Source organism: Alkalibacterium subtropicum (assembly GCF_900112455.1).
Lineage (GTDB): Bacteria > Bacillota > Bacilli > Lactobacillales > Carnobacteriaceae_A > Alkalibacterium > Alkalibacterium subtropicum.
In genome coordinates this window covers 311,873-338,872 of sequence record NZ_FOLT01000001.1, presented here as the reverse complement: position 1 = coordinate 338,872, position 27,000 = coordinate 311,873, and the positions used below count along the sequence as shown (strand labels likewise).

At 41.0% G+C, this 27,000-nt stretch carries 38 protein-coding genes and 1 pseudogene; 8 read left to right on the top strand and 31 right to left on the bottom strand.

The window, feature by feature from the left end; all coding sequences use genetic code 11:
* From BM049_RS01695 to BM049_RS01620, 17 genes are all read right to left on the bottom strand, one after another.
* Positions 1 to 513 carry a Holliday junction resolvase RecU gene (locus BM049_RS01695; RefSeq protein ID WP_091528143.1) on the bottom strand — a complete coding sequence of 171 codons (513 nt, stop codon included), beginning with the start codon at positions 511 to 513 and terminating at the stop codon, positions 1 to 3.
* Positions 503 to 799 carry a hypothetical protein gene (locus BM049_RS01690; protein ID WP_091528141.1) on the bottom strand — a complete coding sequence of 99 codons (297 nt, stop codon included), beginning with the start codon at positions 797 to 799 and terminating at the stop codon, positions 503 to 505. Before BM049_RS01690 ends, BM049_RS01695 begins: the two co-directional genes overlap by 11 nt.
* Positions 796 to 996 (bottom strand): hypothetical protein, encoded by a 201-nt coding sequence (locus tag BM049_RS01685; RefSeq protein ID WP_091528140.1) that lies wholly within the window; start codon positions 994 to 996, stop codon positions 796 to 798. The genes BM049_RS01690 and BM049_RS01685 overlap by 4 nt, the downstream gene beginning before the upstream one ends.
* Positions 993 to 1,346, bottom strand: a complete 354-nt coding sequence (locus tag BM049_RS01680) for a hypothetical protein (protein WP_091528138.1) — start codon at positions 1,344 to 1,346, stop codon at positions 993 to 995. Before BM049_RS01680 ends, BM049_RS01685 begins: the two co-directional genes overlap by 4 nt.
* A complete protein-coding gene (locus BM049_RS01675; protein ID WP_091528137.1) occupies positions 1,343 to 1,657 on the bottom strand; it encodes a hypothetical protein in 315 nt (104 codons plus the stop codon). The genes BM049_RS01680 and BM049_RS01675 overlap by 4 nt, the downstream gene beginning before the upstream one ends.
* Positions 1,654 to 1,743 carry a DUF3789 domain-containing protein gene (locus BM049_RS12160; protein ID WP_425426028.1) on the bottom strand — a complete coding sequence of 30 codons (90 nt, stop codon included), beginning with the start codon at positions 1,741 to 1,743 and terminating at the stop codon, positions 1,654 to 1,656. Before BM049_RS12160 ends, BM049_RS01675 begins: the two co-directional genes overlap by 4 nt.
* A 25-nt stretch (positions 1,744 to 1,768) precedes the next feature.
* On the bottom strand, positions 1,769 to 2,671 hold the full coding sequence (locus tag BM049_RS01665) for a DnaD domain-containing protein (RefSeq protein ID WP_091528134.1): 903 nt from the start codon (positions 2,669 to 2,671) through the stop codon (positions 1,769 to 1,771).
* Positions 2,672 to 2,718: 47 nt separating this feature from the next.
* Positions 2,719 to 3,606 carry a recombinase RecT gene (locus BM049_RS01660; RefSeq protein ID WP_091528132.1) on the bottom strand — a complete coding sequence of 296 codons (888 nt, stop codon included), beginning with the start codon at positions 3,604 to 3,606 and terminating at the stop codon, positions 2,719 to 2,721.
* 2 nt (positions 3,607 to 3,608) lie between these two features.
* Complete coding sequence (locus BM049_RS01655) at positions 3,609 to 4,553, bottom strand: YqaJ viral recombinase family nuclease (RefSeq protein ID WP_091528131.1); 945 nt, start codon at positions 4,551 to 4,553, stop codon at positions 3,609 to 3,611.
* Between the two features lie 72 nt (positions 4,554 to 4,625).
* Positions 4,626 to 4,862, bottom strand: a complete 237-nt coding sequence (locus BM049_RS01650) for a hypothetical protein (RefSeq protein WP_091528129.1) — start codon at positions 4,860 to 4,862, stop codon at positions 4,626 to 4,628.
* Position 4,863: 1 nt separating this feature from the next.
* Complete coding sequence (locus BM049_RS01645) at positions 4,864 to 5,067, bottom strand: hypothetical protein (protein WP_143079440.1); 204 nt, start codon at positions 5,065 to 5,067, stop codon at positions 4,864 to 4,866.
* Positions 5,064 to 5,252, bottom strand: coding sequence for a hypothetical protein (locus BM049_RS01640; protein ID WP_091487010.1), 189 nt, complete (start codon positions 5,250 to 5,252; stop codon positions 5,064 to 5,066). The genes BM049_RS01645 and BM049_RS01640 overlap by 4 nt, the downstream gene beginning before the upstream one ends.
* Entirely contained in the window at positions 5,233 to 5,385 is a 153-nt protein-coding gene (locus BM049_RS11775; protein ID WP_177165438.1) for a hypothetical protein, read from the bottom strand. Before BM049_RS11775 ends, BM049_RS01640 begins: the two co-directional genes overlap by 20 nt.
* Positions 5,382 to 5,591 carry a helix-turn-helix domain-containing protein gene (locus BM049_RS01635; RefSeq protein WP_091528126.1) on the bottom strand — a complete coding sequence of 70 codons (210 nt, stop codon included), beginning with the start codon at positions 5,589 to 5,591 and terminating at the stop codon, positions 5,382 to 5,384. The genes BM049_RS11775 and BM049_RS01635 overlap by 4 nt, the downstream gene beginning before the upstream one ends.
* A gap of 4 nt (positions 5,592 to 5,595) precedes the next feature.
* A complete protein-coding gene (locus tag BM049_RS01630) occupies positions 5,596 to 6,348 on the bottom strand; it encodes a phage regulatory protein/antirepressor Ant (protein ID WP_091528124.1) in 753 nt (250 codons plus the stop codon).
* 4 nt (positions 6,349 to 6,352) lie between these two features.
* Entirely contained in the window at positions 6,353 to 6,877 is a 525-nt protein-coding gene (locus BM049_RS01625) for a helix-turn-helix domain-containing protein (RefSeq protein WP_091528123.1), read from the bottom strand.
* A gap of 73 nt (positions 6,878 to 6,950) precedes the next feature.
* Complete coding sequence (locus tag BM049_RS01620; protein ID WP_091528121.1) at positions 6,951 to 7,184, bottom strand: helix-turn-helix transcriptional regulator; 234 nt, start codon at positions 7,182 to 7,184, stop codon at positions 6,951 to 6,953.
* Between the two features lie 158 nt (positions 7,185 to 7,342).
* Between BM049_RS01620 and BM049_RS01615 the strand changes: the two genes are divergently transcribed.
* The 6 genes from BM049_RS01615 to BM049_RS01590 all read left to right on the top strand — a co-directional run bounded on the left by BM049_RS01615 (position 7,343) and on the right by BM049_RS01590 (position 10,536).
* The gene (locus tag BM049_RS01615) at positions 7,343 to 7,726 is read left to right on the top strand and encodes a helix-turn-helix domain-containing protein (protein WP_091528120.1); all 384 of its coding nucleotides are present in this window, start codon (positions 7,343 to 7,345) and stop codon (positions 7,724 to 7,726) included.
* A 28-nt stretch (positions 7,727 to 7,754) separates the two neighbouring features.
* On the top strand, positions 7,755 to 8,153 hold the full coding sequence (locus BM049_RS01610; protein WP_177188547.1) for an ImmA/IrrE family metallo-endopeptidase: 399 nt from the start codon (positions 7,755 to 7,757) through the stop codon (positions 8,151 to 8,153).
* Between the two features lie 18 nt (positions 8,154 to 8,171).
* On the top strand, positions 8,172 to 8,918 hold the full coding sequence (locus BM049_RS01605) for an SHOCT domain-containing protein (RefSeq protein ID WP_091528117.1): 747 nt from the start codon (positions 8,172 to 8,174) through the stop codon (positions 8,916 to 8,918).
* A 45-nt stretch (positions 8,919 to 8,963) separates the two neighbouring features.
* Positions 8,964 to 9,341, top strand: coding sequence for a S24/S26 family peptidase (locus BM049_RS01600; RefSeq protein WP_091528115.1), 378 nt, complete (start codon positions 8,964 to 8,966; stop codon positions 9,339 to 9,341).
* Between the two features lie 96 nt (positions 9,342 to 9,437).
* Positions 9,438 to 9,938, top strand: coding sequence for a DUF4231 domain-containing protein (locus BM049_RS01595; RefSeq protein ID WP_091528114.1), 501 nt, complete (start codon positions 9,438 to 9,440; stop codon positions 9,936 to 9,938).
* 4 nt (positions 9,939 to 9,942) lie between these two features.
* Entirely contained in the window at positions 9,943 to 10,536 is a 594-nt protein-coding gene (locus BM049_RS01590) for a TIR domain-containing protein (RefSeq protein WP_091528112.1), read from the top strand.
* 1 nt (position 10,537) lies between these two features.
* Here BM049_RS01590 and BM049_RS01585 read toward each other — a convergent pair whose 3' ends face one another.
* A complete protein-coding gene (locus tag BM049_RS01585; RefSeq protein WP_091528111.1) occupies positions 10,538 to 10,738 on the bottom strand; it encodes a PGDYG domain-containing protein in 201 nt (66 codons plus the stop codon).
* A 154-nt stretch (positions 10,739 to 10,892) separates the two neighbouring features.
* On the opposite strand from BM049_RS01585, the gene BM049_RS01580 reads away from it, so the two are divergent.
* A complete protein-coding gene (locus tag BM049_RS01580) occupies positions 10,893 to 11,219 on the top strand; it encodes a hypothetical protein (RefSeq protein ID WP_091528109.1) in 327 nt (108 codons plus the stop codon).
* Entirely contained in the window at positions 11,216 to 12,349 is a 1,134-nt protein-coding gene (locus BM049_RS01575) for a site-specific integrase (RefSeq protein WP_091528108.1), read from the top strand. Before BM049_RS01580 ends, BM049_RS01575 begins: the two co-directional genes overlap by 4 nt.
* Positions 12,350 to 12,448: 99 nt before the next feature.
* On the opposite strand, the gene lepA is transcribed toward BM049_RS01575, so the two are convergent.
* The 13 genes and pseudogenes from lepA to rimP all read right to left on the bottom strand — a co-directional run bounded on the left by lepA (position 12,449) and on the right by rimP (position 26,857).
* Entirely contained in the window at positions 12,449 to 14,272 is a 1,824-nt protein-coding gene (lepA, locus tag BM049_RS01570; RefSeq protein WP_091528106.1) for a translation elongation factor 4, read from the bottom strand.
* Positions 14,273 to 14,444: 172 nt separating this feature from the next.
* The gene (gene dnaJ / locus BM049_RS01565) at positions 14,445 to 15,602 is read right to left on the bottom strand and encodes a molecular chaperone DnaJ (RefSeq protein ID WP_091528104.1); all 1,158 of its coding nucleotides are present in this window, start codon (positions 15,600 to 15,602) and stop codon (positions 14,445 to 14,447) included.
* A 142-nt stretch (positions 15,603 to 15,744) separates the two neighbouring features.
* Positions 15,745 to 17,586 (bottom strand): molecular chaperone DnaK, encoded by a 1,842-nt coding sequence (gene dnaK / locus BM049_RS01560; RefSeq protein ID WP_091528103.1) that lies wholly within the window; start codon positions 17,584 to 17,586, stop codon positions 15,745 to 15,747.
* Between the two features lie 26 nt (positions 17,587 to 17,612).
* A complete protein-coding gene (grpE, locus tag BM049_RS01555; protein ID WP_091528101.1) occupies positions 17,613 to 18,188 on the bottom strand; it encodes a nucleotide exchange factor GrpE in 576 nt (191 codons plus the stop codon).
* Between the two features lie 20 nt (positions 18,189 to 18,208).
* On the bottom strand, positions 18,209 to 19,237 hold the full coding sequence (hrcA, locus tag BM049_RS01550; RefSeq protein ID WP_091528099.1) for a heat-inducible transcriptional repressor HrcA: 1,029 nt from the start codon (positions 19,235 to 19,237) through the stop codon (positions 18,209 to 18,211).
* Positions 19,238 to 19,398: 161 nt separating this feature from the next.
* Positions 19,399 to 20,355, bottom strand: a complete 957-nt coding sequence (gene ribF / locus BM049_RS01545) for a riboflavin biosynthesis protein RibF (RefSeq protein ID WP_091528097.1) — start codon at positions 20,353 to 20,355, stop codon at positions 19,399 to 19,401.
* 2 nt (positions 20,356 to 20,357) lie between these two features.
* Positions 20,358 to 21,281 carry a tRNA pseudouridine(55) synthase TruB gene (gene truB / locus BM049_RS01540; protein WP_091528096.1) on the bottom strand — a complete coding sequence of 308 codons (924 nt, stop codon included), beginning with the start codon at positions 21,279 to 21,281 and terminating at the stop codon, positions 20,358 to 20,360.
* A 124-nt stretch (positions 21,282 to 21,405) separates the two neighbouring features.
* On the bottom strand, positions 21,406 to 21,762 hold the full coding sequence (gene rbfA / locus BM049_RS01535) for a 30S ribosome-binding factor RbfA (protein WP_091528094.1): 357 nt from the start codon (positions 21,760 to 21,762) through the stop codon (positions 21,406 to 21,408).
* Positions 21,763 to 21,791: 29 nt separating this feature from the next.
* Positions 21,792 to 24,176: a translation initiation factor IF-2 gene (infB, locus tag BM049_RS01530; protein ID WP_091528092.1), complete on the bottom strand. Its 2,385-nt coding sequence runs from the start codon at positions 24,174 to 24,176 to the stop codon at positions 21,792 to 21,794.
* Positions 24,177 to 24,198: 22 nt separating this feature from the next.
* Positions 24,199 to 24,498 (bottom strand): YlxQ-related RNA-binding protein, encoded by a 300-nt coding sequence (locus tag BM049_RS01525; RefSeq protein ID WP_091528091.1) that lies wholly within the window; start codon positions 24,496 to 24,498, stop codon positions 24,199 to 24,201.
* Positions 24,488 to 24,784 carry an RNase P modulator RnpM gene (gene rnpM / locus BM049_RS01520; RefSeq protein ID WP_091528089.1) on the bottom strand — a complete coding sequence of 99 codons (297 nt, stop codon included), beginning with the start codon at positions 24,782 to 24,784 and terminating at the stop codon, positions 24,488 to 24,490. The genes BM049_RS01525 and rnpM overlap by 11 nt, the downstream gene beginning before the upstream one ends.
* Before the next feature lie 533 nt (positions 24,785 to 25,317).
* Positions 25,318 to 26,346 (bottom strand): annotated as a pseudogene (gene nusA, locus BM049_RS01515) (transcription termination factor NusA); the annotation flags it as partial.
* Positions 26,347 to 26,386: 40 nt separating this feature from the next.
* A complete protein-coding gene (rimP, locus tag BM049_RS01510; protein WP_091528086.1) occupies positions 26,387 to 26,857 on the bottom strand; it encodes a ribosome maturation factor RimP in 471 nt (156 codons plus the stop codon).
* Positions 26,858 to 27,000: the final 143 nt, after the last annotated feature.

The following is a 27,000-nucleotide window of genomic DNA, read 5'->3' as shown; positions in this document are numbered from 1 at the left end:
CTAAACTATGCCCCCGAGTAGATTCAATAGCCCTTTATCGGTTGATATTTCATAATCAACCAGATCGGTTTGATTAACTGATTTCTTACCACTGTTTTCTTTCAAATATACCCAGGACGGCCATGGTACTGCATAGAATTTTTTCATTGCAAAACTCACTACGACTAGCGCTCTGGCTCCCAAATGGTCATGTAACTTCAAATCTCTTTCTTGCGCTGCGTTTATACGGTCGAAGGCGATATTAGTTGATTCTGTATGTTTCGCTTCAAATACAATCGATTGACCGTTTTGCAAAGTGCCCGTGTAATCTGGTTGTGCCTTCTTTGTAAAGACTGCCTGATACAATCCTTTCGATCGATTCATAGCCTTGATTGGCTTCAATGGTTCCGGCGTCTTCTGGATGTGCGCTAATCCTCTTAGACTGTAATGTGCACAGGTCACATCAATAAGATGCTCAAAGCGTTCACCGTTGCGTTTTGCCTTCAATGCGCTGTAGCTTCGTTTAGTCATCATCACTCACCCTTAACTTTCCAGCCATTCTCATAAATGCTTCTCCAATGTTTTCCATCGCTTCTTCTAATGCTCTTTTCATGTTTCTGATTATTTGACCAACGCTGGTCGGATCCGTGTTTTTTAAATATATCATCGCTCTTACAGTATGCGGATCGACACCATACTCTCGCCTGACCTCGTGTTTGCCAATCGTGTTTAAGACTGTCCAGTCGTGTTTTGTCATTTCATTACTTTTTATATGATCCAATGCTTGTTTGACTGCTTTTTTCTTCTTTCGTTTATTCATTTTTTCGTTGCCTCCTCATCCGCTTTTTCATATTCAAACGGAAGTGGTTTATAAACGACATGTACATCAAAGCTATATGTCCCGTCGTATGCCATATTATCCTCTGCATCAATCTGCACACGTTCTACCTTTTCGCCCTGCAGTATTTTATTTAATTTACTTATTGCTAGAGCCATCAATTCATCTTGTTTATTCATTCGTCTGCTCCTTTCATAAACTCTTTTTCAGTCTTCCAATGTGAGGTGTTTTCGATATATGTTGAGTACCACTCGTCAAATTCAAATACTCCTTCGTCCTCATCTGTTCTTCTGTATATATACATTCCTATCTCATCTGGATCTGGTTCTAGCGCTGTGAATGTGTAGTAAAACCAATCAACGTATCTTTTGTCATAATAAGTCTGAGGCATTTCACCTAGATACTCTTCGTGATGCTCTCCTTCAATCTCACCTGTCCAATACACACTTTGCGCTGAGTGCGCAGGTTCATAATAAGGCGGAACTACTGACCCTCTTTCTACTACTTTTTTCCATTCTTTCTCATTCATTCTTCTGCTCCTTCCATTTTCTTAATTAGTAGAGCTGTTTCGTAAGGATAACGACTAGTATTTTCTATCAAATCGTTTTCCATTTCGATTGGATAAGCCGGCAAAGCTGCACTTTTATTTACGTCTTCTTCCCTATACCCCCATCCGAAATCACGATATTTTTTCGGTTTCATTGAGTAAAAATAAACAGTGTTTTCTTCCCTGCATGCCCATTTATATCCTCGTTTGATTAATTCTTTCATAACTTCAAGCTGCTGCTTTTTTGTTTTTGCGCCGTTCAAAACTACTTTAGTGAACTCTTCGCTGTTCATTCCCTATCTTCCTTTCCTGCCTGCATCAGACACATGACTCCAACCCCAATATAAGTTCCAATATAGATTCCTAATACCAGGTACATCATTGGCTTTCTCCTTTCGCTTCTCTCATCCTTTTCCTGGCTTCATCGCTCTAAACTCAGCTATCCGTCTCTGCATTTCTTCTTTTTCATCAGCTGATAGTGGTGTATCTTTCACGGGCTCGTAACCATCTCTCGCCCATTTCGGTAACGATTCGGATCTGGTGTGAGTGTTTTTATTCCAGCTTTTCTTTTTCGCTGGTTTAGTTTCTTGCTTAGCATTTCTTTCAGCTTCAGCAGCTTCTATCTTTTCTAAGGTATTCAGACCTCTGTTCTCCCAATTGACTAAGATACGATTGACATAGCTCCAGGTCCGCTTGTTGTGTACGACTCCAAATTCCATGGCTTTGATAATAATCTCGTTAGCTTCTTCTTCAGATGTACCTGTTTTAGATATATCCTCTACCCAGCCATCAATCTTCTGAATGGTTAGAGAAGCAATTGATCCATATCCATTCGATTCATAAAATCTAGCCGGTGTGTTGTTGTTGATGTAATTCTTTTCATTCTTTAAGTTCTTTTCATTCTTGTTTGTGTTCACCCGCTGTTCGGTCGCTGTTCGGTCGCTGTTCACTTGTTGTTCACTCACTTGATAGTCATGCCAGTTTTTTATTGTTATGACGCTGTATTTCGTGGTTGAATCGATGTTCAACATTTCTTCTTTTTCGAATTTTTTTAGCCTTCTCCATACACTTGCCTCTGTCATGCGATGTTCACTCTTGGCTCCTTCATTAAGTTCTTTTGTTATAGCGGCGCGCCCGGTGACGAATTGACCGCTGTTCACCGTTATTTCTTCTCCATTAAATAGAAATTTATTATCTTTATGAGCTGCTTTAAGTAGACAAAGAGTCCATAATTTAAACGTATAAGGATCAGTCCAAACAAATGACTTAGTTATTTTTCTATAAAACTTAATATAACCATTATTCACGCTGATCCCCCTTCCTAATATTTAGAAGGAGGCTAAGCCTCCTCCCGTTACTCACTTGGTGTTATAGTTCCGTCTTTAAACAATTCAGTCAGTTCATCTTCTGATTCTTTATCGCTTGATTCCTCAATGTGTTTAACAGGCTCGTCGTCTTCAATCATCTCTGCCTGCTTCAATTCGCCTTTTTCGTCCATCTCTTGGACTGTTTCGTCAGTTGTAACAGCTTTTTGCATTTCGATAGATAGAATACCCCACTTGGATAACATGCTCTTCAGGACCGTTTTTTGAGCCATTGCGTCATAGTCAGATTTCCACACACCTGTTAGCTGTTCTTTATTCTTTGATTTATTATGTTTGACTCTGTGCATCTCTACTTGTTGCTTCGTCCAGTAAACCGTCTTCTCAAAACCATTGACTAGTCTGAAATACGCCACGTATCCAATAACTTCATCTGATTCTTTTCCTTCTGGATCGAACTCAAATTCTTCTGTCAGTCTGTTCCAAGATTTTAATTCTCCCTCATACACTTCAGTTACATTTAAAGCCATATACTGTCCACTACGTTGAGCCAATTGAATGTAGCCTTTATACCCCAATTGAAATTGAGCAACCTTCTCATTCCCCTTTTTCCAATCTCTAAAAGGTACGATATAGGCATATCCTAAATTTTTATCAATCGGTAAATCGAGCGTTGCAGCTACCATTGCACTCGTTATGATACTCATAGGTTGAGCCTCGGCTAAGTTAGGATCGCCATTAACCATATTGAGTAATGAAGTAGTAAAGCCGCTTGCTTTTTCTTCCAATACTGCCTCAAATCTTTTTTGAACAGCAGGAGAGCTTAATAAAGACTTCAATGTCATTTGCTTAGCATTACTCACCTGGTTATTTCCGTTGGATTTAGATATTTGATTTTTTAAACTTGAATTAGTCGCCATGATTATTTAATCTCCTTTATGGTAAATTTTTTATAAGATGACACCTTGCTATATTTATCAAACAGTTCAGGCGCTTCTTTTTTAATTCGTTTTGAATCAATTCGCGTACTTTCAATAGGTCTCCAAGTCACAATGTGGCGAGGAGCTATTCCTACCTCTGCCTCTTGATCTCCTAGTTGAACTTTGATCATGTTGTCTATCTCTTTAATTGAGGTCTCAACTACTTTCTTTGTTTCTTGTAGTTCTTCTCTCTGATCTAAGAGGTCATCAATATCTTTCTTAAGAGCTATTTCTTTTCCCGGCTCAGATTTTGCATACCGTTCCTTAATGTAGTCTTCGGTTGACTGACTTCCATCAATCGCAGGAGGAATCATTTGTTTAACATTTACTTCCCAAAACTCAACTAATTGTTTCTGGATGATATCGATCAGTTCTTGGTCACGTTCAATCTTCTTCCAGACAAATTTCTGTCCTCCGATCAGAACAGCGATATAAGCATAGTCTCTATCTAGAACATTCATGTAATGCTGTACCTGACAGATATATTGTTCCGGTATCTCTTCTCCTTCCCAGCGGTCAGCCAGGTACATAGAAGCTGTTTTACACTCCAGAATGGCATCCTCTCCTACTATATCCCTGTCTATATTTGCCGTTAAGAAGGGATAGTCCGGATGTAAAAACATTCTATTGGCTCTTCTAACTTTTTTACCCGTGCGTTCTGTAAATTCCTTAGCGACAACTTCTTCCAAAATGTTCCCAAAATGAGCAGCATCACTTACATCAGAATCGTCAATTTCAACTTGTCCTGTTTTATCGAGCCATAGCTGATAAGGAGAGTTATATTTATTCAGTCCCAAGATGGTAGCGACATCTGATCCACCTATGCCTGACCTTCGCTGTTCCAACCAGTCCCTATGCGTCATACTTCTAGTGTCAATAGTTTGCATGTTAATCCTCCTAAAATCTGTTATAATGTTGATAGATAGTTTTTCTTAGACACCTTGCCAGAGGTGTCTTTTTTAATAGATTCCTTCATCCCTGCAACGTTCTTCGTAGTATTCTCTGTCTTCTTTCAATTCCTCAATCCTGGCTTGAGCTTCGTCTAAACGGTTATAAAGTTGATTGACCCATACAAAACATTCAGCTATCTTAAGATGACCTTCTTTTTCAGCAATCTCTTCCATTTCTCCAATAGTCTGAAGCATATATTCATCACGATCAGATTCCTTCATCCGCTCTTCTATTTGTTGTTTCATATCATTGCCCAACTTTCGTTTCTAGATCTTCCAATATCATGTTGCGTAAAACGATTTTTTCTCTTTCCATCAGTTTATAATCTCGTTCAATATCTTCTCTTGCCTGCTTGGCTGTTAATCCGTTAGACATGATTCGTTTCCAGTCCTCAAAGGCATGATTAATCAGTACATAGCGCACTTCATTTTTAACGATTCCTGTCATCATTCAACACTCCAATCTGCTTTAAATGTGAAGTAAGCTACCATTATTAATGGGATGATGAAGAACTCTCCGCCCCAGCTTGGAGTTAATCCCATCGCTAGACGTTGATTCACTGCATAGTCTCTGGCCAGAATAGTTAATATCAATCCTATAGCGATCAGGGCTATTTCAACTTTTCTTCTTCTCATTGGCTTCCTTCCTCTCTATCTTTTTCAATCCAATTTTTATTCCTTTGATGTAAAACTTCTCGAATGCCCAATCTATTTGCAGATAGGTTTCTAACCCTTCAAGTATGATTTTTGCTTTTTCATCGTCAGTCATCTGTCTACCTCCTTCCTCGTGGTCTGGTTTCTTTCAATAAAGTCATCTAATTCCCTGTCGGAAATTTTATAATTAGGTAAAAGCATAAACCGGAGATTACCTTCTCTTATTTGTTTGTAAACTTCTCCAGGCGTTGTATTCAAAGCTGCTGCAGCTTCTTTTACCGTATAAAGCTTCTTTTTTATTGGTGCTGTTTCTACTGGCATGTGATCACTCCTCAATGTCCATCAATGCTGCAATGCCTCTGTCTTCTAAAATCTCATGAATAAATAATCGGCCTTTTTGAGTCCATTTCGTGTTCATCTTTGTATCAGGGCTGCCATCAGTACGTGTAATATTAATCGTTTGAGATTTTGTATACCCTTTGTTCATGTGGTTCTTGTATAAGATCCATTGGCCGCCAACTTTATGCTGCACTCTGTCTTCATGAAGAATCTTATTGAGCGCTTGAGCTGTCATACCATAGTCTGCAGCTATCTGACTAGTGGCTAATAAGCCTTTTGATTCTAAGATGGTGTCTAAATAACTGATCTTCGGTTCGTATTCAGCAATCAACTGGTCCTTCACTTCGTTTTGCTCAGCAAGGAACTTCATTTGTCTTTGTTCTTCAATCCATCGTTCTGCTCGTTTGATTGGATCATCGATCATGTAGCTGCTTTGACTCTGTTCCATTTGATTAAATTTTTTTACATATCTTGCAGTAAAGATCACGCCTTTTTTGCCAGTCAACTTATTCGCTACCATTTCACAGCCTTGTTTAGTGATTAAGTAACAAGGACGTTCTTGATTATTAGCATCTGTATAAGTTGTCTGAATAAAGAAATCCCCCAGCGCAATTTTGCTCTCGGCTAAATATTCACTGTATTTCCTAATGTCTCTCAATAAATCTCTGTGTTCTTTTTCAACCATACGTGCTACTTCTCTTGATTCGATTGTTTGCGTTTGTGTCATCATTGCCAGCATTTATTTATTCCCCTCTCAAATAGTTTTGTTTTCTCCAGTACGGAGTTCTTTTAATGACTGCATCCATTAAAGACAAATTTATTCTTTCCAATATCGACTCAACACATCGCGTTTCAATAAATATTTCATCTAGATAGTTCATCACATAATCATTAATTGCTTCTTTATCCTCTTCAGTCATTGCTGCTTCTCTTTTAGCCAGCGCCATCATTGCTTTATTCTTTCTTATTTGTCTTTCACCTGTTTCGAATAACTCGATCATGTCTAATGTATGCGGACTGTCCTGAAACACATCTGACTGCATAGGTGGGATCTGTTTGAATACTCTAAATGACATTTCCTGACTGAATAGTGAATCGTTCATGTAATTAGCTATGTCCTTCATAGCATCTACTGGTGTAGGTTCCCCTCTGAAGTACCCATTTAATGTCGTTTTTGCCCTAAAAGTACCCCTGGCTAATTTAACTTGTGTGATTCCCTTACGTTCTGTTGCTTCTCTTAACTCCTGATTGATTACTCGTGAATTCATTTGACTGCCTCCTTCGATTTCGTATTTGGTTTGTAGATAGTACGTAACGATTTCTTATAAAATATCTTCAAGGTTAACTTTTGGTATGTTTTGTATCAAAGTTAATTAAAAAAATATCAGGAAATAAATAATCTAACTCTTTTTTATAAAAAATCGCAATCTTTTTTGCTGTCTCCGAACTAGGATTTCTGTTCCCCGCTTCTAACTTCCTTACCATAACCTCTGATATACCAATTCTTTCAGCTACTTCTTTTTGGGTTAGATTTAATTTATTCCGTTCATTAACTAAGTTATTTCGCTTTTCCATATCAGCACTCCTTTCTTTTTGTTTGATACAATTTGTATCTTATAAACACATACTACACGATACAAAATGTATCGTAAAGCGTTAAGTGATATTTTTTGTATCTTTTTTCTTTTTAGATACTTTTTGTATCGTTTCTTTGTTATCATATCCCTAAGGCGGTGACCATCTTGATAGGTGAAAGATTAAAGTCTTTAAGAAAAACAAAACAACAAACCCAAGAAGATGTAGCTAAATCAATTGGAGTGTCTAGAGCAGCATATTCCCATTTTGAAAACAACAGAAATGAGCCAGATATTGAAATAATAAAAAAGCTGTCCGATCATTTCCAAGTTTCTACAGATTATATTTTAGGAAGCGATATTCCCTCCTGGGCAACCCAAGAAGATGTTATAGAGATAGAGAAAATTTTAGATGAAAATGCAAAAATGACCTTTGGTGGAGAAGAACTGAACGAGGAAGAAAGGGAGGATGTTCGTCAGGTATTGCGGGCGTCTCTATGGAGGAAACTCCAAAAGAAAAAAGTTCGTGATACTAATGAATGAAAGAATAACTGAACTGTTAGAGGAAATTATGTCAGAGTATAAAACAATGGATCCATTCAAAATAATTGAAATGAAAGGCATCGAACTCGAATACTCACCTTTCAAAAGCGAAAACAAGTCGTTGGGGCTTTATATGAAAAGCTTCGATACTCCTACTATTTATTTGAAAGCGGATTTAGAAGATAGTCCAGAAAAGTATTTTGTTGCGGCTCACGAACTACATCATGCCTTAGAACACGATGAAATCAGTAGCTATTATACTTTAAATTATCTTTCTCGATCTAAAATGGAACAAGAAGCCAATAAGTTTGCGGCTGTTATGTGTATGAACTTATATATAGAAGAACAAGGGAAGTTGCCAGAAACCACAATCGAATTATTGAATGAATATGGGGTGCCGTTGGAATTGTCGGAAATATTGTTGTAAAAGAAAGGATGAAGATTGATGGGTTTTTTAGATGAGTTAAAAGGTAAAGCTAACGATTTAAAAGATAAAGCTAAAGTTGCATTAGATGAATCTGAAAAAAATAGCAACATAAAAAAGAAAATAAAAAATGAAGAGACGTTAAGTGTTGAAGAAAAAGTTTTCTTTGAAAAGTACAACAAACAAACTGTTGAGGCGTTTGTTATCGGAGAAAAGAATAAATTCAGACCTACTAAACGCACAAAACACTTGATTATTGATGACGACTCAAAACAATGGACTACGGTTAAAACATCGAACAAAACATTTAAGTATTCCGAGTTACTTTCTTATGAATTAATCGAAGATGGTGAATCTGTTACTAAAGGCGGCGTGAGCTTAGGTCGTGCAGTTGTGGGTGGAGTACTTTTCAGTGGTGTTGGGATGATCCTTGGGGGACTAACTGGAAAGAAGAAAAGTAAAAATTTTGTTACGGAGATGAAAATAGTTATCTCTGTAAATAATCCTGATAACCCCTCTATAATCATACCGTTAGTAAAGAAAAAAATGAAAAAAGACTCAAAAGATTATAAAAAGCTAGCTGAGGATGCGCAAGAAACTTTAAGTTACTTAGATATGATAGCAGCATACGAAGAAGAAAAAATTAGCCCGGACAAAAAGCCGAACGAAAAGAGTGTAGTAGAAGAATTGAAAGAATATAAGGAATTATTAGATGCCGGTATAATTGATCAAGAAGATTTCGATCGAAAAAAAGCAGAGCTATTATAGTTATGATAAAAATTCGGAGCTATTTTGGTAATCAGGAGGCCCAATATGCACTTAATTATCAATACACCTAAATTGAACATAGATGATTTAATACTTTTGGAAGTAACAACAACCGATGATAATCCTTACTTTTCAAATGGATCACTCATAGCAGTTGACACTAACATTAAGCCTGACTTCTGGAGTACATTACAGGACGGCGATTTCATTACGATTGAGTCCAATGGTCTAACCTCTGAAAAAGAAATGACTGTTCGAGTAACTAAAAGCAACGACACTTTCATACTCAAATCTACTTCCTCCTATTTTGATTTTAAAAAAGAGTTAACTCTCGACGAGTTGGACAGTATAAAAGTCATTGGAAAAGTAGTGTTTAACTTTAATTCTTTTGATAACGATGTGGCGCTGGGGAAGTTAAAGTAAGTTATATTAATGCATAAGTTATTGAAAATGATGGAATTGTCAGAGGTATTGTTGTAGAGGAAAATTTTATAATCTGCATAAAAAGTAGTTTTACACTTGCTTAAGTTAAATAGAGAGTTGGGATATAGTTTGGTACTTGAAGAAAATCATAAAACAGATATTAAAAATCAGGAAAACGACTATATTGAGGATAGAGTAAACGATCAAATAAATTGGTATGATTCAAAAAGTATAAAAACCCAAAGAAAATATAAGATATACAAAGGTATTACAATTATCACATCAGCCCTTATTCCTATCCTCTCTTTTACTAATCTCCCTAGTCAGGGAACTCAATATTTAATAGCTACTCTAGGGGCAGTCATTGCCATTTCTGAAGGACTTATATCTTTAAACAAGTATAGTGAAAATTGGATCAGATACAGAAGCATTTGCGAAACATTGAAACAAGAGAAATTTATGTATTTGAATGAATCCGGCGTATATTCTGAAGAGGATAGTAATTTTTCATTTTTTGTAGAAAGAATTGAAACCATTATTTCTCAAGAGAATGTTAACTGGGCTAGTTTGAATAAAGATTACAAAAAGAAAGGTTGAGAATATGGTTGATAAACATAAATGTTTCATATCTTTCAAAAGTAAAAATATGGATTATAAAGAGCACATTCAAGAAGAATTAAATGTCGATATGATTGATAAATCTTTAAATGAACCTATCAATTCATTTGACGAAGACTATATTATGGCTAAAATCAGAAGCGACTATTTGTATGACTCTACTGTGACAATTCATCTCATAGGAGAACATGGCTCGGAAAACAACTTTTTAGAGAATCAATATTACATTAAGAAAGAACTTCAAGCTTCTTTAAGTAATACAGCTAATCACAATAAGAGTGGTATTTTAGGTGTTGTATTGCCCGAAGTTTATAGTAAAATTTTCAGTGGTAAGCGTACTTGTTCAACTTGTGGCGAAGAACATAATATGCTCGTAATTAATGATTCTACAGTGGTTAAAGAGTTTAGTTATAACTATTTCATTCCAAATGACAAATGTTCATGGTCAGAGGATGATCGTTACTGCGTATTAGTTAAATGGGATGACTTCGTTAAAACTCCAAATGATTATATTCATCAAGCTTATGAAAAAAGATTTGAACAAATCGCAAAAAAAACAAAGGTTAGACCAAAATAGTCTAACCTTTGTCTTCAATAATCTCATATGTCTTTTCAAATATCTCTTTTTTAACAGGCCATTGTTCTCCGCCAGGACCAGTTATAATATAGTCTCCAGGATTAGCATGCATGGTCCCTTCCAATGTCTGAATGTCTTTATGCTCATCAGTTTGTTCTGCTTTTACTGTTATCGGTTTTTTTATAGCTTTAAGAGTTTTCATGCTGCCAGGCCTCCTTTGTTTAGTTATATTATACCATATGAAATAATTATTCCCTATTAGTAAAAATAAAGCCTTTCTAGGTTTTTATTTTTAATCAAAAAGGAACATACATTCGTATTTATATTTAAAAAGTACGAGAAATGGAGTGAAAACCATGTTTGTTATTGAAATGACTACCTATGAATCGGATTTTGTTTTTAAAAATACGGAATCCACCGGCGCTTATGACATCCGAACTTTTGATATTGATCACGAGATGTCTCTATTTGCTTATTACTATGAGGACTATATCCATCTGAAAATAAGAAGGTATAACGATCAGGAAACAACCATGAATGATTGGAAAAAATTAAAGTCTGTTGGTCTCCTCTACCCTGATATCGATTTTGATGATACAAAAGATATTTTTCTCGATGAACAAGAAAATCAGCTGCATATTCAAATTGCACATACTATTTATAAAAGGAATGATAAATCATGAAAGGATCTGTCAGAAAAAGAGGCAATCGATGGTATTATTTTTTTGATGCTGCTCCTATTAACGGGAAGCGTCAAGTTATCGAACGAGCTGGTGGAGATACAAAAGCTGAAGCTTTAGATGCATTAAGAAAAGCTCTAAATGAATATGATAAGTCGGGATCTATTGTTGAGGAATCTAATCTAAGTGTTCATGACTACTTTGAATACTGGTTTGAAGATTACGTTATGAGGAATTTAAAATATAATACTCAGGAGAATTATCGAAATATACTTGATAAGCATATCTATCCGTACATCGGTGGATATCGATTAAGAGGCATTCAACCATCTACCGTTCAGAAGGTCATAGATAAGAATTTCGAGAAAGGCTTGTCTAAAAAAACACTGTCTATTATTAAAACGGTCCTAAATGGTGGGTTCAGACGTGCTGTCTTTCCTTACCAATATGTTAAACAGGATCCAACACGTTTCATCACTATGCCAAAATATGATGAACGGAATAAATCCACCAAAGAGGATCTCAAAATATTAAAAGTAGCCGATTTCAAACGAATGAAAGACATTGTTGGTCAAGCTAGTCCCTTCTATATCCCAATGATGATTGCTTTCTATACAGGTTTAAGGCGTGGTGAAGTGTCTGGATTAAGATGGAGCGATATAGATTATGATGAACAGACACTCACAGTAGAGCGCATCATCATCATGAAAAAGAAAGAAGTCACTGTCGGCACACCCAAGACTCAATCATCATATCGAACCATCGGTATTGGAAATGAATTGATTTCTGCTTTACGAACACATCGCAAACGTCAATTAGAAAATAAGTTATTCTATGGCCAGCACTACATCGATAGTGAGTATATCTGCACCAAAGAGAACGGCAGCCTGGTTACACCTAATTCAATTAAATGGCATGCGGAAAAAACGAAAAAGGAAATGGGGATTGATTTTAATTTCCATTCATTCCGTCACACGCATGCCTCTCTCCTACTTGAAAGCGGAGCAAAGATAAAAGCTATCCAGGAGCGTCTGGGTCATTCTAAAATAGCAACGACAATGGATACCTATTCCCACCTCACTAAGAAGACTAAAAAAGAAACCGTTGATTTATTTGAAAATCTGATGAAATAGCAAAAAACTTCCATCATCTGCCGTCTTATGATGGCAAAATGATGGAAGTTTCCTATTTTTAAGGTTTGTCACTTATTAAAAACGTTGGTATATCAATGTTTATTCTTCATCCAGGTCAAGAACAGCCATGAAGGCTTCCTGCGGGATCTCTACATTCCCGACGTTCTTCATGCGTTTCTTACCGGCTTTTTGTTTCTTCAGAAGTTTCTGGCGACGTGTGACGTCCCCACCGTATAGCTTGGCTGTAACGTCTTTACGGTAAGCTTTGACGGTCGAACGGGCAACGATGCTCTGTCCGATAGTCGCCTGGATAGGGATCTCGAACTGCTGTCGTGGAATAGTTTTCTTCAACTGTTCAACGACTGAGCGTCCGCGGTCATAGGAGAAGTCTTTATGCACGATAAAACTCAGTGCATCCACTCTTTCTCCATGGATCAGGATATCCATCTTCACAAGATTGCTCTGACGGTATCCGGCTTCGCTGTAATCGAGTGAGGCATAGCCTTTGGTGCTTGATTTCAGACGGTCAAAGAAGTCATACACGATTTCTGAAAGCGGGATATTATAAACGACATTGACACGGACATCATCCAAGTATTCCATTGTCAGGAATTCTCCACGCTTGCGCTGAGAAATCTCCATGACTGCCCCAACGTAATCATTGGGCACAGTGATCGTGGCCTTGACATATGGTTCTTCGATCGTCTCAATTTCTTGAGGCTCCGGCATTTCTGACGGGTTGGAAACCATGATCGTTTCACCGTCAGTCTTATTGATCTTGTAAATAACAGAAGGCGCGGTCGTGATCAGGTCCAAGTTGAATTCACGTTCCAGTCGTTCCTGGACGACATCCATATGCAGCATACCTAAGAAACCACAGCGGAAACCGAAACCTAAGGCCTGAGATGTTTCTGCTTCATACTGCAGGGCTGCATCATTCAGCTGCAGGCGTTCCAAAGCTTCTCTTAAGTCTTCATATTTTGAAGAGTCAGTCGGATACATGCCGCAGAATACCATCGGATTCATGTGACGGTAACCCGGGAGTGCTTTTTCAGTCGGATTGTTGGCTAAAGTGACCGTATCACCGACACGGGTTTCACGAACGGTCTTGATATTCGCTGTGACATACCCGACGTCACCGACCATCAGATAATCCCGCTCGATCGGTTTAGGCGAGAATACCCCGACTTCTGTCACTTCAAAGGTCTTGCCATTACTCATCAGCTTGATCGTGTCACCTTTTTTCAGTGTCCCATCCATCAGACGGATGCTTAATACGACGCCTCTGTAAGGATCGTAAGCTGAGTCAAAAATAAGAGCTTTCAGCGGATTGTCGATGTCCCCTTCAGGTGCGGGAACTTTCTCGACGATCTGTTCCAGGATCTCTTCGATACCGATCCCGGTCTTGGCACTCGTCAATACGGCTTCACTGGCATCAAGTCCGACAACGTCTTCAACTTCTTTACGCACACGTTCCGGATCGGCAGCGGGCAAGTCGATTTTATTGATGACTGGAAGGATCTCCAGATCATTATCCAAAGCTAAATAAACGTTGGCTAACGTCTGCGCTTCCACGCCTTGAGCTGCATCGACGACTAAGACGGCCCCTTCACAGGCGGCCAGACTTCTGGATACTTCATACGTAAAGTCCACATGTCCCGGTGTATCGATAAGGTGCAGGATGTAGGTTTCACCATTTTTGGCTTTATAAACCACTTCAACTGTATTCAATTTGATCGTGATCCCGCGTTCACGTTCCAAGTCCATAGAATCAAGTAACTGTTCCTGCATTTCTCGGTCAGCAACGGTATGTGTCAGCTGAAGAATACGGTCAGCAAGGGTCGATTTCCCATGGTCGATATGTGCGATGATAGAAAAGTTTCTGATTTGTTTCTGTCGTGCTCTCGCTTGTTTTTTATCCATTTCTCTGTTTCCTCATTCCTCTAAAACATTCCATCCTATTATACCAACGATTAAGGCAGAGTACAATTACTTTCACTAAGACAAAAAGAAGGGGAACACTCTCAAAATTGCTGAGAGTGGCCTCTTCTTTTCAAATAACATGTTATTTACCTTGTTTCGCTTTTCCTGAATCTCAGCGTTTGTCTTTAAAGGCGTCTTTTACTTTCGAAAAAAAGGAGCTGTCTCCCTGTTCAACGACGTTATCGTAATCACTGGCTTCAGCGAATTTTCTTAAATGTTCAGCCTGATCTTGAGTCAGCTTGTCCGGTACGACGACCTTCACTTTAATGTGCTGATCCCCGTTTCCGGTTCCTCGAAGACGTGGCGCCCCTTTCCCTCTTAAACGGAAAGTCGTGCCAGGCTGGGTTCCAGCCGGTATTTTAAACTTGACTTTGCCATGTACGGTCGGTACTTCCAGTTCGTCACCCAGCGTAGCCTGAACCATGTTGATCGGCAGTTCATAGTAGATCTCTGACCCTCTGCGTTCGAATGTTTTCGATGCTTTCACTCTGAAAATGACGTAAAGATCGCCGTAAGGTCCGCCATTTTCGCCTGCATCCCCCTGATTCTGAAGACGCATCTGATTACCGTCTTCCACACCAGCAGGTACCGTCACTTTAACAGAATGCTGTTGTTTCGTGTGTCCATCACCGTGACAGACCGGACATTTTTCTTTTATTTCTTTGCCTGTTCCATGACATGTCGGACAGACTTGCTGTGTCATCACACGACCGAATGGTGTGTTTCTTTCAGCATTCACTTGTCCGGCACCATGACAGGTTGAACAGGTCTGCGGACTTGTGCCGGGTTTTGCGCCACTGCCGTTACAGTTATCACATTCTTCTTCACGGTTATAGCGGATCGTTGTTTCTTTTCCGAAGATCGCTTCTTCAAATTCCAGATCCATCACATACTGCAGGTCTTCTCCCTGGCGCGGTGCATTCGGATTCCTGCGTCTGCCGCCGCCTCCGAAGAACTGCTCGAAGATGTCTTCGAAACCGCCGCCTCCGCCGAAGCCGCCGCCTCCGAAGCCACCGCCGAAACCGCCCCCGGCTCCAAAGTTCGGATCCGTAGACGCATGTCCATACTGGTCATAAGCTGCACGTTTCTGTTCGTCACTCAACACTTCATACGCTGCTGAAATCTTCTTGAACTTCTCTTCGGCATTTGCTTCTTTATTGATATCCGGATGATATTTTTTTGAAAGCTTGCGGTATGCTTTTTTTATTTCTTCTTGCGACGCATCTCTCGACACACCAAGCAGGTCATAAAAATCTTCTTTCTCAGCCATAGTATTCCTCCATCGTTGTGATCAAATCGGTATGCCATCTCTTTTCAGTGCTTAATCAAAAACCAGATGGATACCAAAAAGAAAGAAAGCACTTGTTGAAAACTTAGCAAAAGTGCTTTCCCCTTTTTGTTAACTATAAAATTTATTTTTCTTCGTCGTCTACTTCTTCGAAGTCTGCATCTACGACATCATCTGAAGATCCTGCATCAGCTGTCTCTCCAGCTTGAGCGCCTTCAGCTTGCTGTTGAGCAGCAGCTGCCTGTTCATACAACTTCACTGACATTTCCTGAACGATTTCGTTTAATGCGTCACGTTTCGTTTTGATTTCTTCAGTGTCGTCACTTTCCAGCGCTGCTTTCAGTTCGTCGCGCGCTTCTTCCGCTTTTTTGACATCGGCTTCGTCAACTTTACCTTCCAGTTCTTTCAAGGTTTTGTCGATTTGGAAGACTAACTGATCAGCTTCGTTGCGTAATTCTACTTCTTCTTTACGTTTCTTGTCTGCTTCAGCATTTTCTTCCGCTTCTTTGACCATGCGTTCGATATCTTCATCAGATAGGCCAGAAGAAGATTTGATCGTGATCTTCTGTTCTTTACCTGTACCTAAGTCTTTCGCAGACACGTTGACGATACCGTTTTTGTCGATGTCGAAGGATACTTCGATTTGAGGAACGCCGCGTGGTGCTGGTGGGATGTCCGTCAACTGGAAGCGTCCAAGTGTTTTGTTGTCTTTAGCCATTGGACGTTCCCCTTGAAGCACATGTACATCTACGGCTGGCTGATTGTCAGCAGCTGTTGAGAAGACTTGTGACTTGCTTGTAGGGATCGTTGTGTTTCTGTCGATCAGTTTAGTAAATACGCCACCCATCGTTTCGATACCTAATGATAACGGTGTAACGTCAAGCAGGACGATATCTTTAACATCACCTGAGATAACGCCGCCCTGGATCGCAGCACCCATCGCTACAACTTCATCAGGATTGACTGAACGGTTAGGTTCTTTTCCTGTTTCTTTCTTCACTACATCAACGACTGCCGGGATTCGTGTGGATCCACCAACAAGGATTACTTCGTCGATGTCAGATTTTGATAAACCGGCATCTTTCAATGCTTGACGCACCGGTTGTTTCGTGCGTTCAACCAGGCTGTCTGTGATTTCATCAAATTTAGCACGTGTCAGAGTGATTTCCAGATGCAATGGACCGGCATCTCCAGCAGAAATGAACGGCAGGCTGATTTGTGTTTGAGAAACACCTGATAAGTCTTTTTTCGCTTTCTCAGCAGCATCTTTCAAACGCTGAACGGCCATTTTATCTTTAGATAAATCGACGCCGTTTTCTTTTTTGAATTCAGCGACAAGATAATCGATGATCTTCTCGTCAAAGTCATCTCCACCGAGGTGGTTGTCACCGGCAGTAGCCATAACTTCAAAGACACCGTCGCCTAATTCTAAAATAGAAACGTCGAATGTTCCGCCGCCTAAGTCAAAGACCAGGATTTTTTCATCTTTTTCCACTTTATCCAGACCATAAGCCAGTGATGCAGCCGTTGGTTCGTTCACGATACGGTCGACTTCAAGACCGGCGATTTTCCCTGCATCTTTAGTTGCCTGACGCTGTGAATCGTTGAAGTATGCTGGTACTGTGATGACCGCATTTGTTACTGTTTCACCTAGATAATCTTCAGCATAATCTTTGATGTGCTGTAAAATAAATGCTGAGATCTGCTGTGGTGAATAGCTCTTGCCTTCTGCTTCAACTTTGTAGTCTTCACCCATGTGACGTTTGATCGAGCTTACCGTATTCGGGTTAGTGATCGCCTGACGTTTAGCGACCTCACCAACTTGTACTTCGCCGTTTTTAAATGAAACGACAGAAGGTGTTGTACGGTTCCCTTCTTTGTTAGGGATGATTTTAGCTTCTCCGCCTTCTAAAACGGCAACTGCTGAATTTGTTGTTCCTAAGTCGATACCAATGATTTTTCCCATAGTTTATCTCACCTTTACTTTGATTTTTATAATGTTACAGATACTTTTGCAGCACGTAAGACACGTTCATGCAGTTTATACCCTTTTTCAAATACTTGAGCGATTTCGTTGCTTTCCTGACCTTTGTTAGCCGGGACTTGCGTATAGGCTTCATGAAAATTAGGATCGAACGGTTCGCCTAAAGGATCGATCACTTCGATGCCTTCTTTTTCAAAAGCCTGGAGGAAACTGTTGTGCACCATTTCGATTCCTTTTTTCAGGCTCTCTCCCGCTTCAGTGTCGGCTTCTATCGTCAAGGCTCTTTCCAGATTATCCAGAACAGGAATCAGTTCCTTTGCCAGTGACTGAGAACTGAAACGACGGAGATCCTGACGTTCACGCTCCTGGCGCTTACGTATATTCGCGAGTTCTGCCTGAAGTCTAAGGTAACGGTCAGTCACTTCATCCAGTTCTTGATGAACCTTAGCCAGTTCGCTTTGTTCAGAATCTTCGGCTGAATCAGTGTCTGCTGTTTCTTCTTCAATGATCACAGACTCTTCTTCAGTTACATCTTCCTGAGGCGTTTCCTCTGTCTGCTTGTGCTTCTCTTTATTATCTTTCACAACTCTTCCTCATTTCCTGATTATTCTAAATAATACTCCAGTAATGTGTGTGTCAGCTGTTTTCTAAATACATCCAGCACACCGAACGTTTCATCATAAGCCATACTCGTTGGTCCAAGTACCGCGATGACACCTTTTCCGTAGCTGCTTACATTGTAAGTCGTGGTAACCAGACTGAAGTCTTTCAGTAAGTCATGATCGATTTCCTCGCCGATTTTGACAACGAAATCATCATTGACCTGATCGACCAGCGCATATAAATCGCCACTGCTGTCGAGCATCGTATACAAGGATTTCAGTTTTTGGGTGTCAATGTTTTCAGAAAAGTCGAGAATGTTCAGTTTCCCGGAAATGTGATGTCTCGATTCAGCGGATTCTTTGAAAACTGATTCGATCGACAAGAACATTTCTGCGGCATTTGATGCATACTTCCTGATCAGTAGAGGAATATCACGCTGTAATTTTTGTGTTACGTCCGTTAACGTATGACCGACTAAATGCTGATTGAAAATATTCGTTACTTTGACCAGATCTGATTCATTGATCGTCTTGGGCATACGAAAGACTTTATTTTCGATCGTTCCCTTGTCCGTCTGAATGATCGCCATCACATGGTTATCATTTAAAGCGAGCAGTCTGAAACCTGTAAGACGACTTGTTTCGGCTTTAGGTCCCAGGACGATAGCTGTGTAATGCGTTAAATCAGATAACAGCTGGGCCGACTGATACATGATGTCATCCATCTGTTTCACATGGGCACCTAATACATCACTGATGACCTTAAGCTTATCCTCCGCGACTTCCTGAGGCTGCATGAGGTTATCGATATAGAAACGATAGCCCTTGAGCGAGGGGATCCTTCCTGATGACGAATGCGTCTTCTGGATGAATCCCAGCTTTTCAAGCTGACTCAGCTCATTTCTGATCGTGGCTGAACTTGCATCGATTGCCGTAGCAATCAGAATGGTTTTTGACCCGATCGGCTGACCCGTCGATGTATACAGTCGAATGAGAGCATCTAGAATAATTAATTGTCTCTTTGTTAACATGTGTAATCACTCCTTGATGCATCCTGCATCATTAGAGACTAGCAAAACCCAGCAATGATTCGCTGTGCTTTGTTTCTGTGAGCTGTCATTAAATTAGCACTCGAAGTTATCGAGTGCTAACACATCTATAATTTAACAAATCTAATGTTACCTGTCAACAATTAAATCTGATTTATTTTGACCTTTGATAAACTTTCTTTAGCATCCAGTTCATCCTGATCCAGTCTTTGGATCAGTTCTTCTACAGAATTGAACTTTACTTCCTCTCTCAGATAATCGACCCACTTCACTTTGACATCTTCACCGTAGATATCTTCACTGAAATCAAAAATATGCACTTCTATGGAGTAACTCGGCCGATGACCGAATGTAGGATTATAGCCGATGGAGGCCATCCCGTCCCGCCATTTTCCGTCTACCCATAATTTAACGGCATAGACACCGCGTTTAGGGACCATGACGTAGGGATGCGGATAGATGTTCGCAGTCGGATAACCCAGATCTCTTCCTCTGGCATCGCCATGTATCACAAACCCGCTTGTTTCGTAGATATATCCAAGCAGTTCGTTAGCCTGATTTATTTTACCTTCACTGATATATCGGCGGATACGTGTAGAACTGATTTTATCCTTTGCATCGACTTTCTTGTCTACTTTAACTATTTCAAAGCGCCCTTTAGCATATTTCGCCATGGTGTTCATGTTCGCTTCTGCCGCTTTACCGTAAGTATAGTCAAAGCCGGCGACGACGACTTTCGCATGCCACCCGACGATATACTGATCGACAAACTCCTGAGGAGACAGTCGTCCAAAGCGTGCAGTGAAGTCCACTTCGTAAAGAATATCGACATCTAAACTTCTGATGATATCTTCTTTACGGTCAAGAGGAGTAAGATACGTATGTTTGTCCGGGTCAAAACTGCGGTAAACAAAAGCCGGATGACGATTGAATGTCATGACAGCACATTTCAGTCCTTTTTCTTTTGCTATCTCTACACCTTTGCTGATAACAGCCTGATGGCCCCTGTGCACACCATCAAAAAAGCCCAAGACGAGAACAATTTCTTCTTCTGCTATTTCTTCTTTTTTATAGGGATGATGAATTCTTCTGATATCCATCCTTACACCACCCAATCATTTCGCAAAACTTTTGCCGGTTTTATAAGGTCTTTCTTTGTCGGATGTACCTTGTAAATAGCCACAGCCTTATCCGAATAATAAAAGACGATCTCATCTTCCTGATTTTTCATATACGTTTGCCGTTCAAGCCGACTCCCATTTTTTACCAGAAGGTATTCCTCTTTAGATAGATCATACTTTGGCATATGCTCCAGCGCTCGTTCAAGCGGGAAAACGTAGTCCTCAATGCTGCCTTCATCGACCAGTACCTGGATCTGAGAGAGCGTCAGTGCGTCTTTTCGGTCAAATCCGCTGCTTGCTTCCCGGGTCAGGTCAGACATATGCGACGGACTGCTCAGTTTTCTTCCCACATCGACAGCCAGTGTTCTTACGTACGTCCCTTTACCACAGACAACATGAAAAGAAAAAGAAAGTGTCCCTTTTTCTTCGTTTCTCGTAATATCTGAAGTCCGTTCGAAAGAATGGATCATCACTTCTCTGGAAGGTCTGTCAATGACTTTCCCTTCTCTGGCATATTCATATAGTCGTTTGCCGTTTATCTTCACTGCGGAATACATCGGAGGGGTCTGTGTTATGATCCCATTGAATTCGGACAATACTTTGTCAATATCCTTTTCATCAATCGTGCTTTTCACAGGTTTCTGTTCGACGATCTCTCCAGAACGGTCTTCTGTCGTCGTGGAAAACCCAAGCGTGATCTCACCGGTATAGATTTTTTTAGAATCCATCATGTATTCGATGACTTTGGTTGCTTTGCCGATCGCTACAGGCAAAACACCGTCAACATCCGGATCAAGCGTGCCGGAATGGCCGATTTTCTTCATTTTAAGTATTTTTCTTAGTTTAAAAACACAATCGTGACTCGTCATACCTCTTTCTTTCCATATAGGTAATAATCCTTCCATCGTATCCTCCTCAATCTATTCCTTATTAAAATTTTACAAAAGAAAAGAGAATCAATGTTCACTAAACAAAGATTCTCCTCTTTTCTTTTGCTAAGAAAAACGACTTCAAATCTTACTTATAGACTTATTCGTCTTGCTCTTCTTTTATTTTGTTCAATAGCTGATCGATTTTGCTGCCGTATGCAACAGATTCGTCGCGGGCAAAGGTCAGTTCAGGTGTTTTATACAGAGACAGTCTGCTGCCCAGTTCTTTTCTGATCAGACCTGTCGCTTTTTCCAGACCGGTCTGTGTCTGTTTGACACTGGCTTTATCGTCAGAAAGCGTGCTGTAGTAGATCGTTGCCTGCTGCAGGTCACCTGTCACATCAACCCCTGTCACTGTCACGCCTTCGACACGCGGATCACGGACCCGCTTGCGCAGGATGTCAGTGACTTCTTTCTGTATTTCCTGTGATACTCTACCTACTCTATAGTTAGGCATACTATTCACCTATCCTTAAGATATTCGTCTTATTTTTTGATTTCCACCATTTCGAAGGCCTCAATGACATCGTCAACTTCAATGTCGTTATACCCTTCGATCGTCAAGCCACATTCGTATCCGTTTCTGACTTCTTTCGCATCATCTTTGAAACGTTTCAGACTTGAAAGTTCGCCTTCATGTTTAACGACGCCATTTCTGATCAGACGAATGGAACTGCTGCGTTTCAGGACACCATCAGTAACAAAACATCCCGCGATCGTGCCGACTTTAGATACGTCATACGTCTCACGGACGGTTGCCTGACCGGTAACTTTTTCTTCATATTCCGGATCGAGCATCCCTGTCATGGCTGCTTCGATTTCATCGATAGCATTATAGATGACACGGTGGGTTCTGATGTCGACTTCTTCACGGCTGGCACTCTCTTTAGCCTGAACCGTCGGACGTACATTGAATCCGATAATGATCGCTGAACTGGCTGATGCCAGTGTGACATCACTTTCATTGATCGCACCGACGCCTGTGTGGATAATGTCGATCTTCACGCCTTCAACTTCGATCTTCTCAAGACTAGCCGCCAATGCTTCAGCTGAACCTTGGACGTCAGCTTTGATGATGACATTAACTGACTTCAGTTCGCCTTCTTCCAGACTGTCGAACAGGTTCTCCAGTGTTACTTTGTTCGTTGTTGAGCGTTGCGCTTCAGTTGCAGCTGCCGCTCTTGATTCGCCGACCTGTCTTGCAGTCTTCTCATCTTCAAAGACAACGAAACGGTCTCCGGCATGAGGTGTACCATTCAATCCTGTGATCTCGACAGGGGTTGACGGTCCGGCTTCTTTTACACGGCGTCCTTTATCATTGGTCATCGTTCTGACTCTACCAAAGGTATTGCCTACAACGATAGGGTCTCCTTGACGCAGTGTACCTTCCTGTACAAGAAGGGTAGCAATAGACCCTTGAGACTTGTCTAATCGCGCTTCGATGACGGAACCAATAGCTAAACGTTTAGGATCAGCTTTCAGTTCTTCAACTTCAGCTACAAGCAGGATCATTTCAAGCAGTTCATCCAGGTTCTGGTTGAATAAAGCTGAGATCTGAACAAAGATCGTGTCTCCGCCCCATGCTTCAGGGATCAGTCCGTATTCAGTCAGTTCCTGCATGACACGGTCAGGATTAGCACCCGGCTTGTCTACCTTATTGACGGCAACGATGATCGGTACTTCAGCAGCTTTAGCGTGATTGATCGCTTCAACTGTCTGAGGCATAACGCCGTCATCTGCAGCTACAACGATGATCGCGATATCCGTAACGTCTGCACCACGGGCACGCATCGTTGTGAACGCGGCGTGTCCAGGTGTATCCAGGAATGTGATCGTCTTGCCGTTTTCTTTGACCTGATAGGCACCGATATGCTGAGTGATTCCGCCAGCCTCGCCTTCAGTGACTTTCGTTTCACGCAGGCTGTCCAGCAGGGTCGTTTTACCATGGTCGACGTGCCCCATGATCGTAACGGTCGGTGGACGCGTGACCATATTTTCTTCGTTCGGTTCCTGATCGAAGAAGGTATCAAAGTCTGTCAGATCGATCTGAACTTTTTCTTCTGTATCGATGCCGTATTCAGCTGCCAGTAATTCGATCGTTTCACTGTCCAGCGACTGGTTCTGAGTAGCCATAACACCCATCATGAACAGTTTTTTCACGATTTCAGCTGGCTCACGGTGGAGTTTTTTCGCTAGTTCAGCAATAGTCATGCCGTCTGTATATTCCAGGACTTCCGGCAGCTCTTTATGCTTACGCGGCGTCACAGGTGTCTGCGGCTTCTGATTCTTCTTGCCCTTGCGTCTTCTTGCTCCGGCAGGTCCACCGTGGATACCTCTGTGCTGTCTTGAATTACGTCTGCGTTTGTTTTCGAATGACTGTTTCTGTTTTTCGTCAGTTGTACGTTTAGGCAATTCGGGCGTCTGGCTTTTGCTTGCTGCAGGTTTTCTGGTGCTGTTTTTTGGCTGAGATGCTGTTTTTTTCTTATTTATATTCTTTTGTCCTTTACTGTGTTGAGAATTTTTCTCATTTTTTTTGTTTGGCTGGTTGTTCTGCGATCCTTGCTTAGATCGGTCAGCAGGTTTTGACTGACTGTTTTGACGCTTGTTCTTATTTGGACGAGCATCACGTTTACCAGCGGGTTTGTTTTGACTTGCTTCTTGATGCCTTTTAGGCTGGCTCTCTTGTTTAGCTGGTTTAGCTTTTGGAGCTTCTTTCTGGCTCAATGCCGTTTTCAGCTTGCTGACCTCATTATCTTCCATGGAAGACATATGACTGCTGTAATCGATCCCCAATTTTTTTGCTTTATCCAGTACATCTTTGCTTGCTACATTATTTTCTTTCGCGAATTCATAGACTCTCTTTTTGCCCATTTAATCACCTTCCCGTTCTTAATTAGAGCAATTTTTGAAGGGAATGCATAAAACCATCATCCATGAGGGCACATACTGTCCGGTCCTTCCCCAAAGCGTGAGAAATCTGATCCCGTGTAAAAGCTGTCACGAGAGGCACATCATAATACTCACACTTATTCAAAAATTGTTTTGACGTATTGTCGCTTGCGTCAGACGCGAGACAGACAATCTTCGCCTTGTTCGATCTTACGGATTGCAGAACGAGCGCTTCGCCGGATATCAGCTTGCCCGCACGTTGAGCCAATCCTAACAGATTCAAAGCTCGTTCTTTATTGTTCATTTTCAATTTCCATTCTTGCTTGCTTATACTCAATGTATTCAATCAGTTCATCGTAAAAAGAGTCAGCGACCTGGGCATTCAATGCCTGGTCCAGCATCTTTTTCTTTTTTGCTTTTTTCACGAGGTCCGTGTCTAAAGAGACATAAGCGCCGCGTCCGTTTTTCTTGCCTGTCGGATCGATCGAGACCTCGCCTTCTTTATTTCTAACGATACGAACCATGTCTTTCTTTGGTTTCATTTCGCCGGAGACAACACATCTCCTCATAGGTATCTTACGCTTCTGCATAATCCCTCACCTTATTCAACATTGTTTTATTTTCCAATATTTTCATCATCCGAGAAGGTCGTTTCCTGATTTTCCGGGAATCGTCGTTCCTCGTTATCAGTAAACGGCGGCTCGCCTTGTCCGCCACTTGTCGGTGTCGCCTCGTCGTCTTCTGAGAAAGTCGCTTCTTCCACTTCTTCCATTGACGCTTCATAGCCTTCTTCTTCGCCCATACCGTCTCTTTCTTCTGCGAATTCGATCAAGTCTTCAGTATCGTTTGGATTCAGTTCGCCCGTCTGAAAGTCAGTTTCCATGACTGGTTCTCCAGGCTGTCTGTCCATCTCATTACTGTCCTCAGCTAACACTGTTGAATCGGCATCATCTGATACGCTGTCATCGTTAAAGGCTTCCACATCTGTTGAATCGTCTTCCTCAAACAGTGAAGAGGCCTCTGAAATCGCTTCGAGGTCATTTGCTGCATCCGCATCGTTTTCATTCAATGCTTCAAAGAAGGAATCGTCCTTCAGATCCTCTGACTCTTCTGCCAGAGCAGCCATGTCAGATTCAGACTTGATATCGATCTTGAAGCCGGTCAGTTTCGCTGCCAGACGCACATTTTGACCACGCTTGCCGATAGCTAGTGAAAGCTGGTAATCCGGAACAACGATGACACAGGAGTGCTGGTCTTCGTCAAACTGAACATCAACGACCTGAGCAGGATTCAAAGCATTCTTGATGTATACTGAAGGGTCTTTGTCCCATTCAACGATATCCATGTTTTCGCCATTCAGTTCATTCACGATAGCCTGTACACGTGACCCTCTGGGACCGACACATGTGCCGACCGGGTCAACGTTCTCATCCCGTGAGAAGACAGCGATCTTGGAACGGTCGCCGGCTTCGCGGGCGATCGATACGATTTCAACGATACCATCATATATCTCCGGCACCTCCTGTTCAAACAATCGCTTGATAAGATTAGGATGTGTGCGGCTGACAAACACCTGAGGGCCCTTAGTTGAATTCTCCACTTTGCTTACATACACTTTGATACGGTCATGCGTGTCATAGGTTTCGTTTTCAATCTGATCGCGCTTGGAAAGCACAGCTTCGACTTTACCTAAATTGATGTAGATAAATTTGTTGTCTTGTCTTTCTACTGTCCCCGTCATCAGATCATCTTCATACTGGATGTACTCATTGTAGATAATCGAACGTTCTGCTTCTCGCATGCGCTGCATGATGACCTGCTTAGCTGTCTGAGCAGCAATGCGCCCGAAGTTCTTAGGAGTGACTTCGAATTTGATTTTATCTCCGACTTCATACGCTTTTTTACGCTCACGCGCTTCTTCCAGGCTGATTTCAAGTTGTGAGTCATATACATCTTCAACGACTTCCTTGACTTGATAAACCGTGATCGACCCTTTTTTATCATTGAAATCGACTTCAACGTTCTGAGATGTTCCGTAGTTGCGTTTATACGCTGATACAAGTGCAGCTTCCAGCGCATCGATAACAACCTCTTTAGAAATACCCTTTTCTTTTTCTAAAGTTTCAAGAGCAGATATTAATTCTTTACTCATATTTTTACTCCTTTTACTCATTTCTAGACGTATTGAGAATTTAAAATTCGATAGCTAATCGAGCCTTAGCGATGTGTTTCTTTTCGATCTCCAAATCTTTACGTCTGGTCTTGTCTTTGACGGTCAGGACGATATAATCATCGTACCACTCTTTGAGTGTGCCTTCATAGGCATTTTGACCGTTTATTTCGCCATGTAACTTGACATGGATATACTGACCGACTGCATTTTTCATTTCTTCATCTGAACGAAGCGGTCTTTCAGCCCCTGGAGAAGATACCTCCAGATAATAAGCGTGAGGGATAGGATCCGGTTCGATCGCATCCAGTTTTTCTCCGATTTTTTCACTGAACAGAGCACAATCATCCAGATCTACGCCGTTTGCCTTATCGATGTATAAACGCAAGAACCAGTTCTTACCTTCTTTTACATATTCGACATCGACCAGTTCATACCCAAGGTCTGCTGCCACAGGCTGGGACAATTCTTTCACTTTTTCCACTGTATTCAATGACGTCTTCACTCCTCTCAGACATATTGTCCGGTTATTTTCATTGTTTAATAAAGGCTGTGAAAAAGAGTGAGCGGATTCGCTCACTCTTTCCTCAGTCTATCTCGCTCGATTCCTTAACAGTGTACCACAGATACAACGCT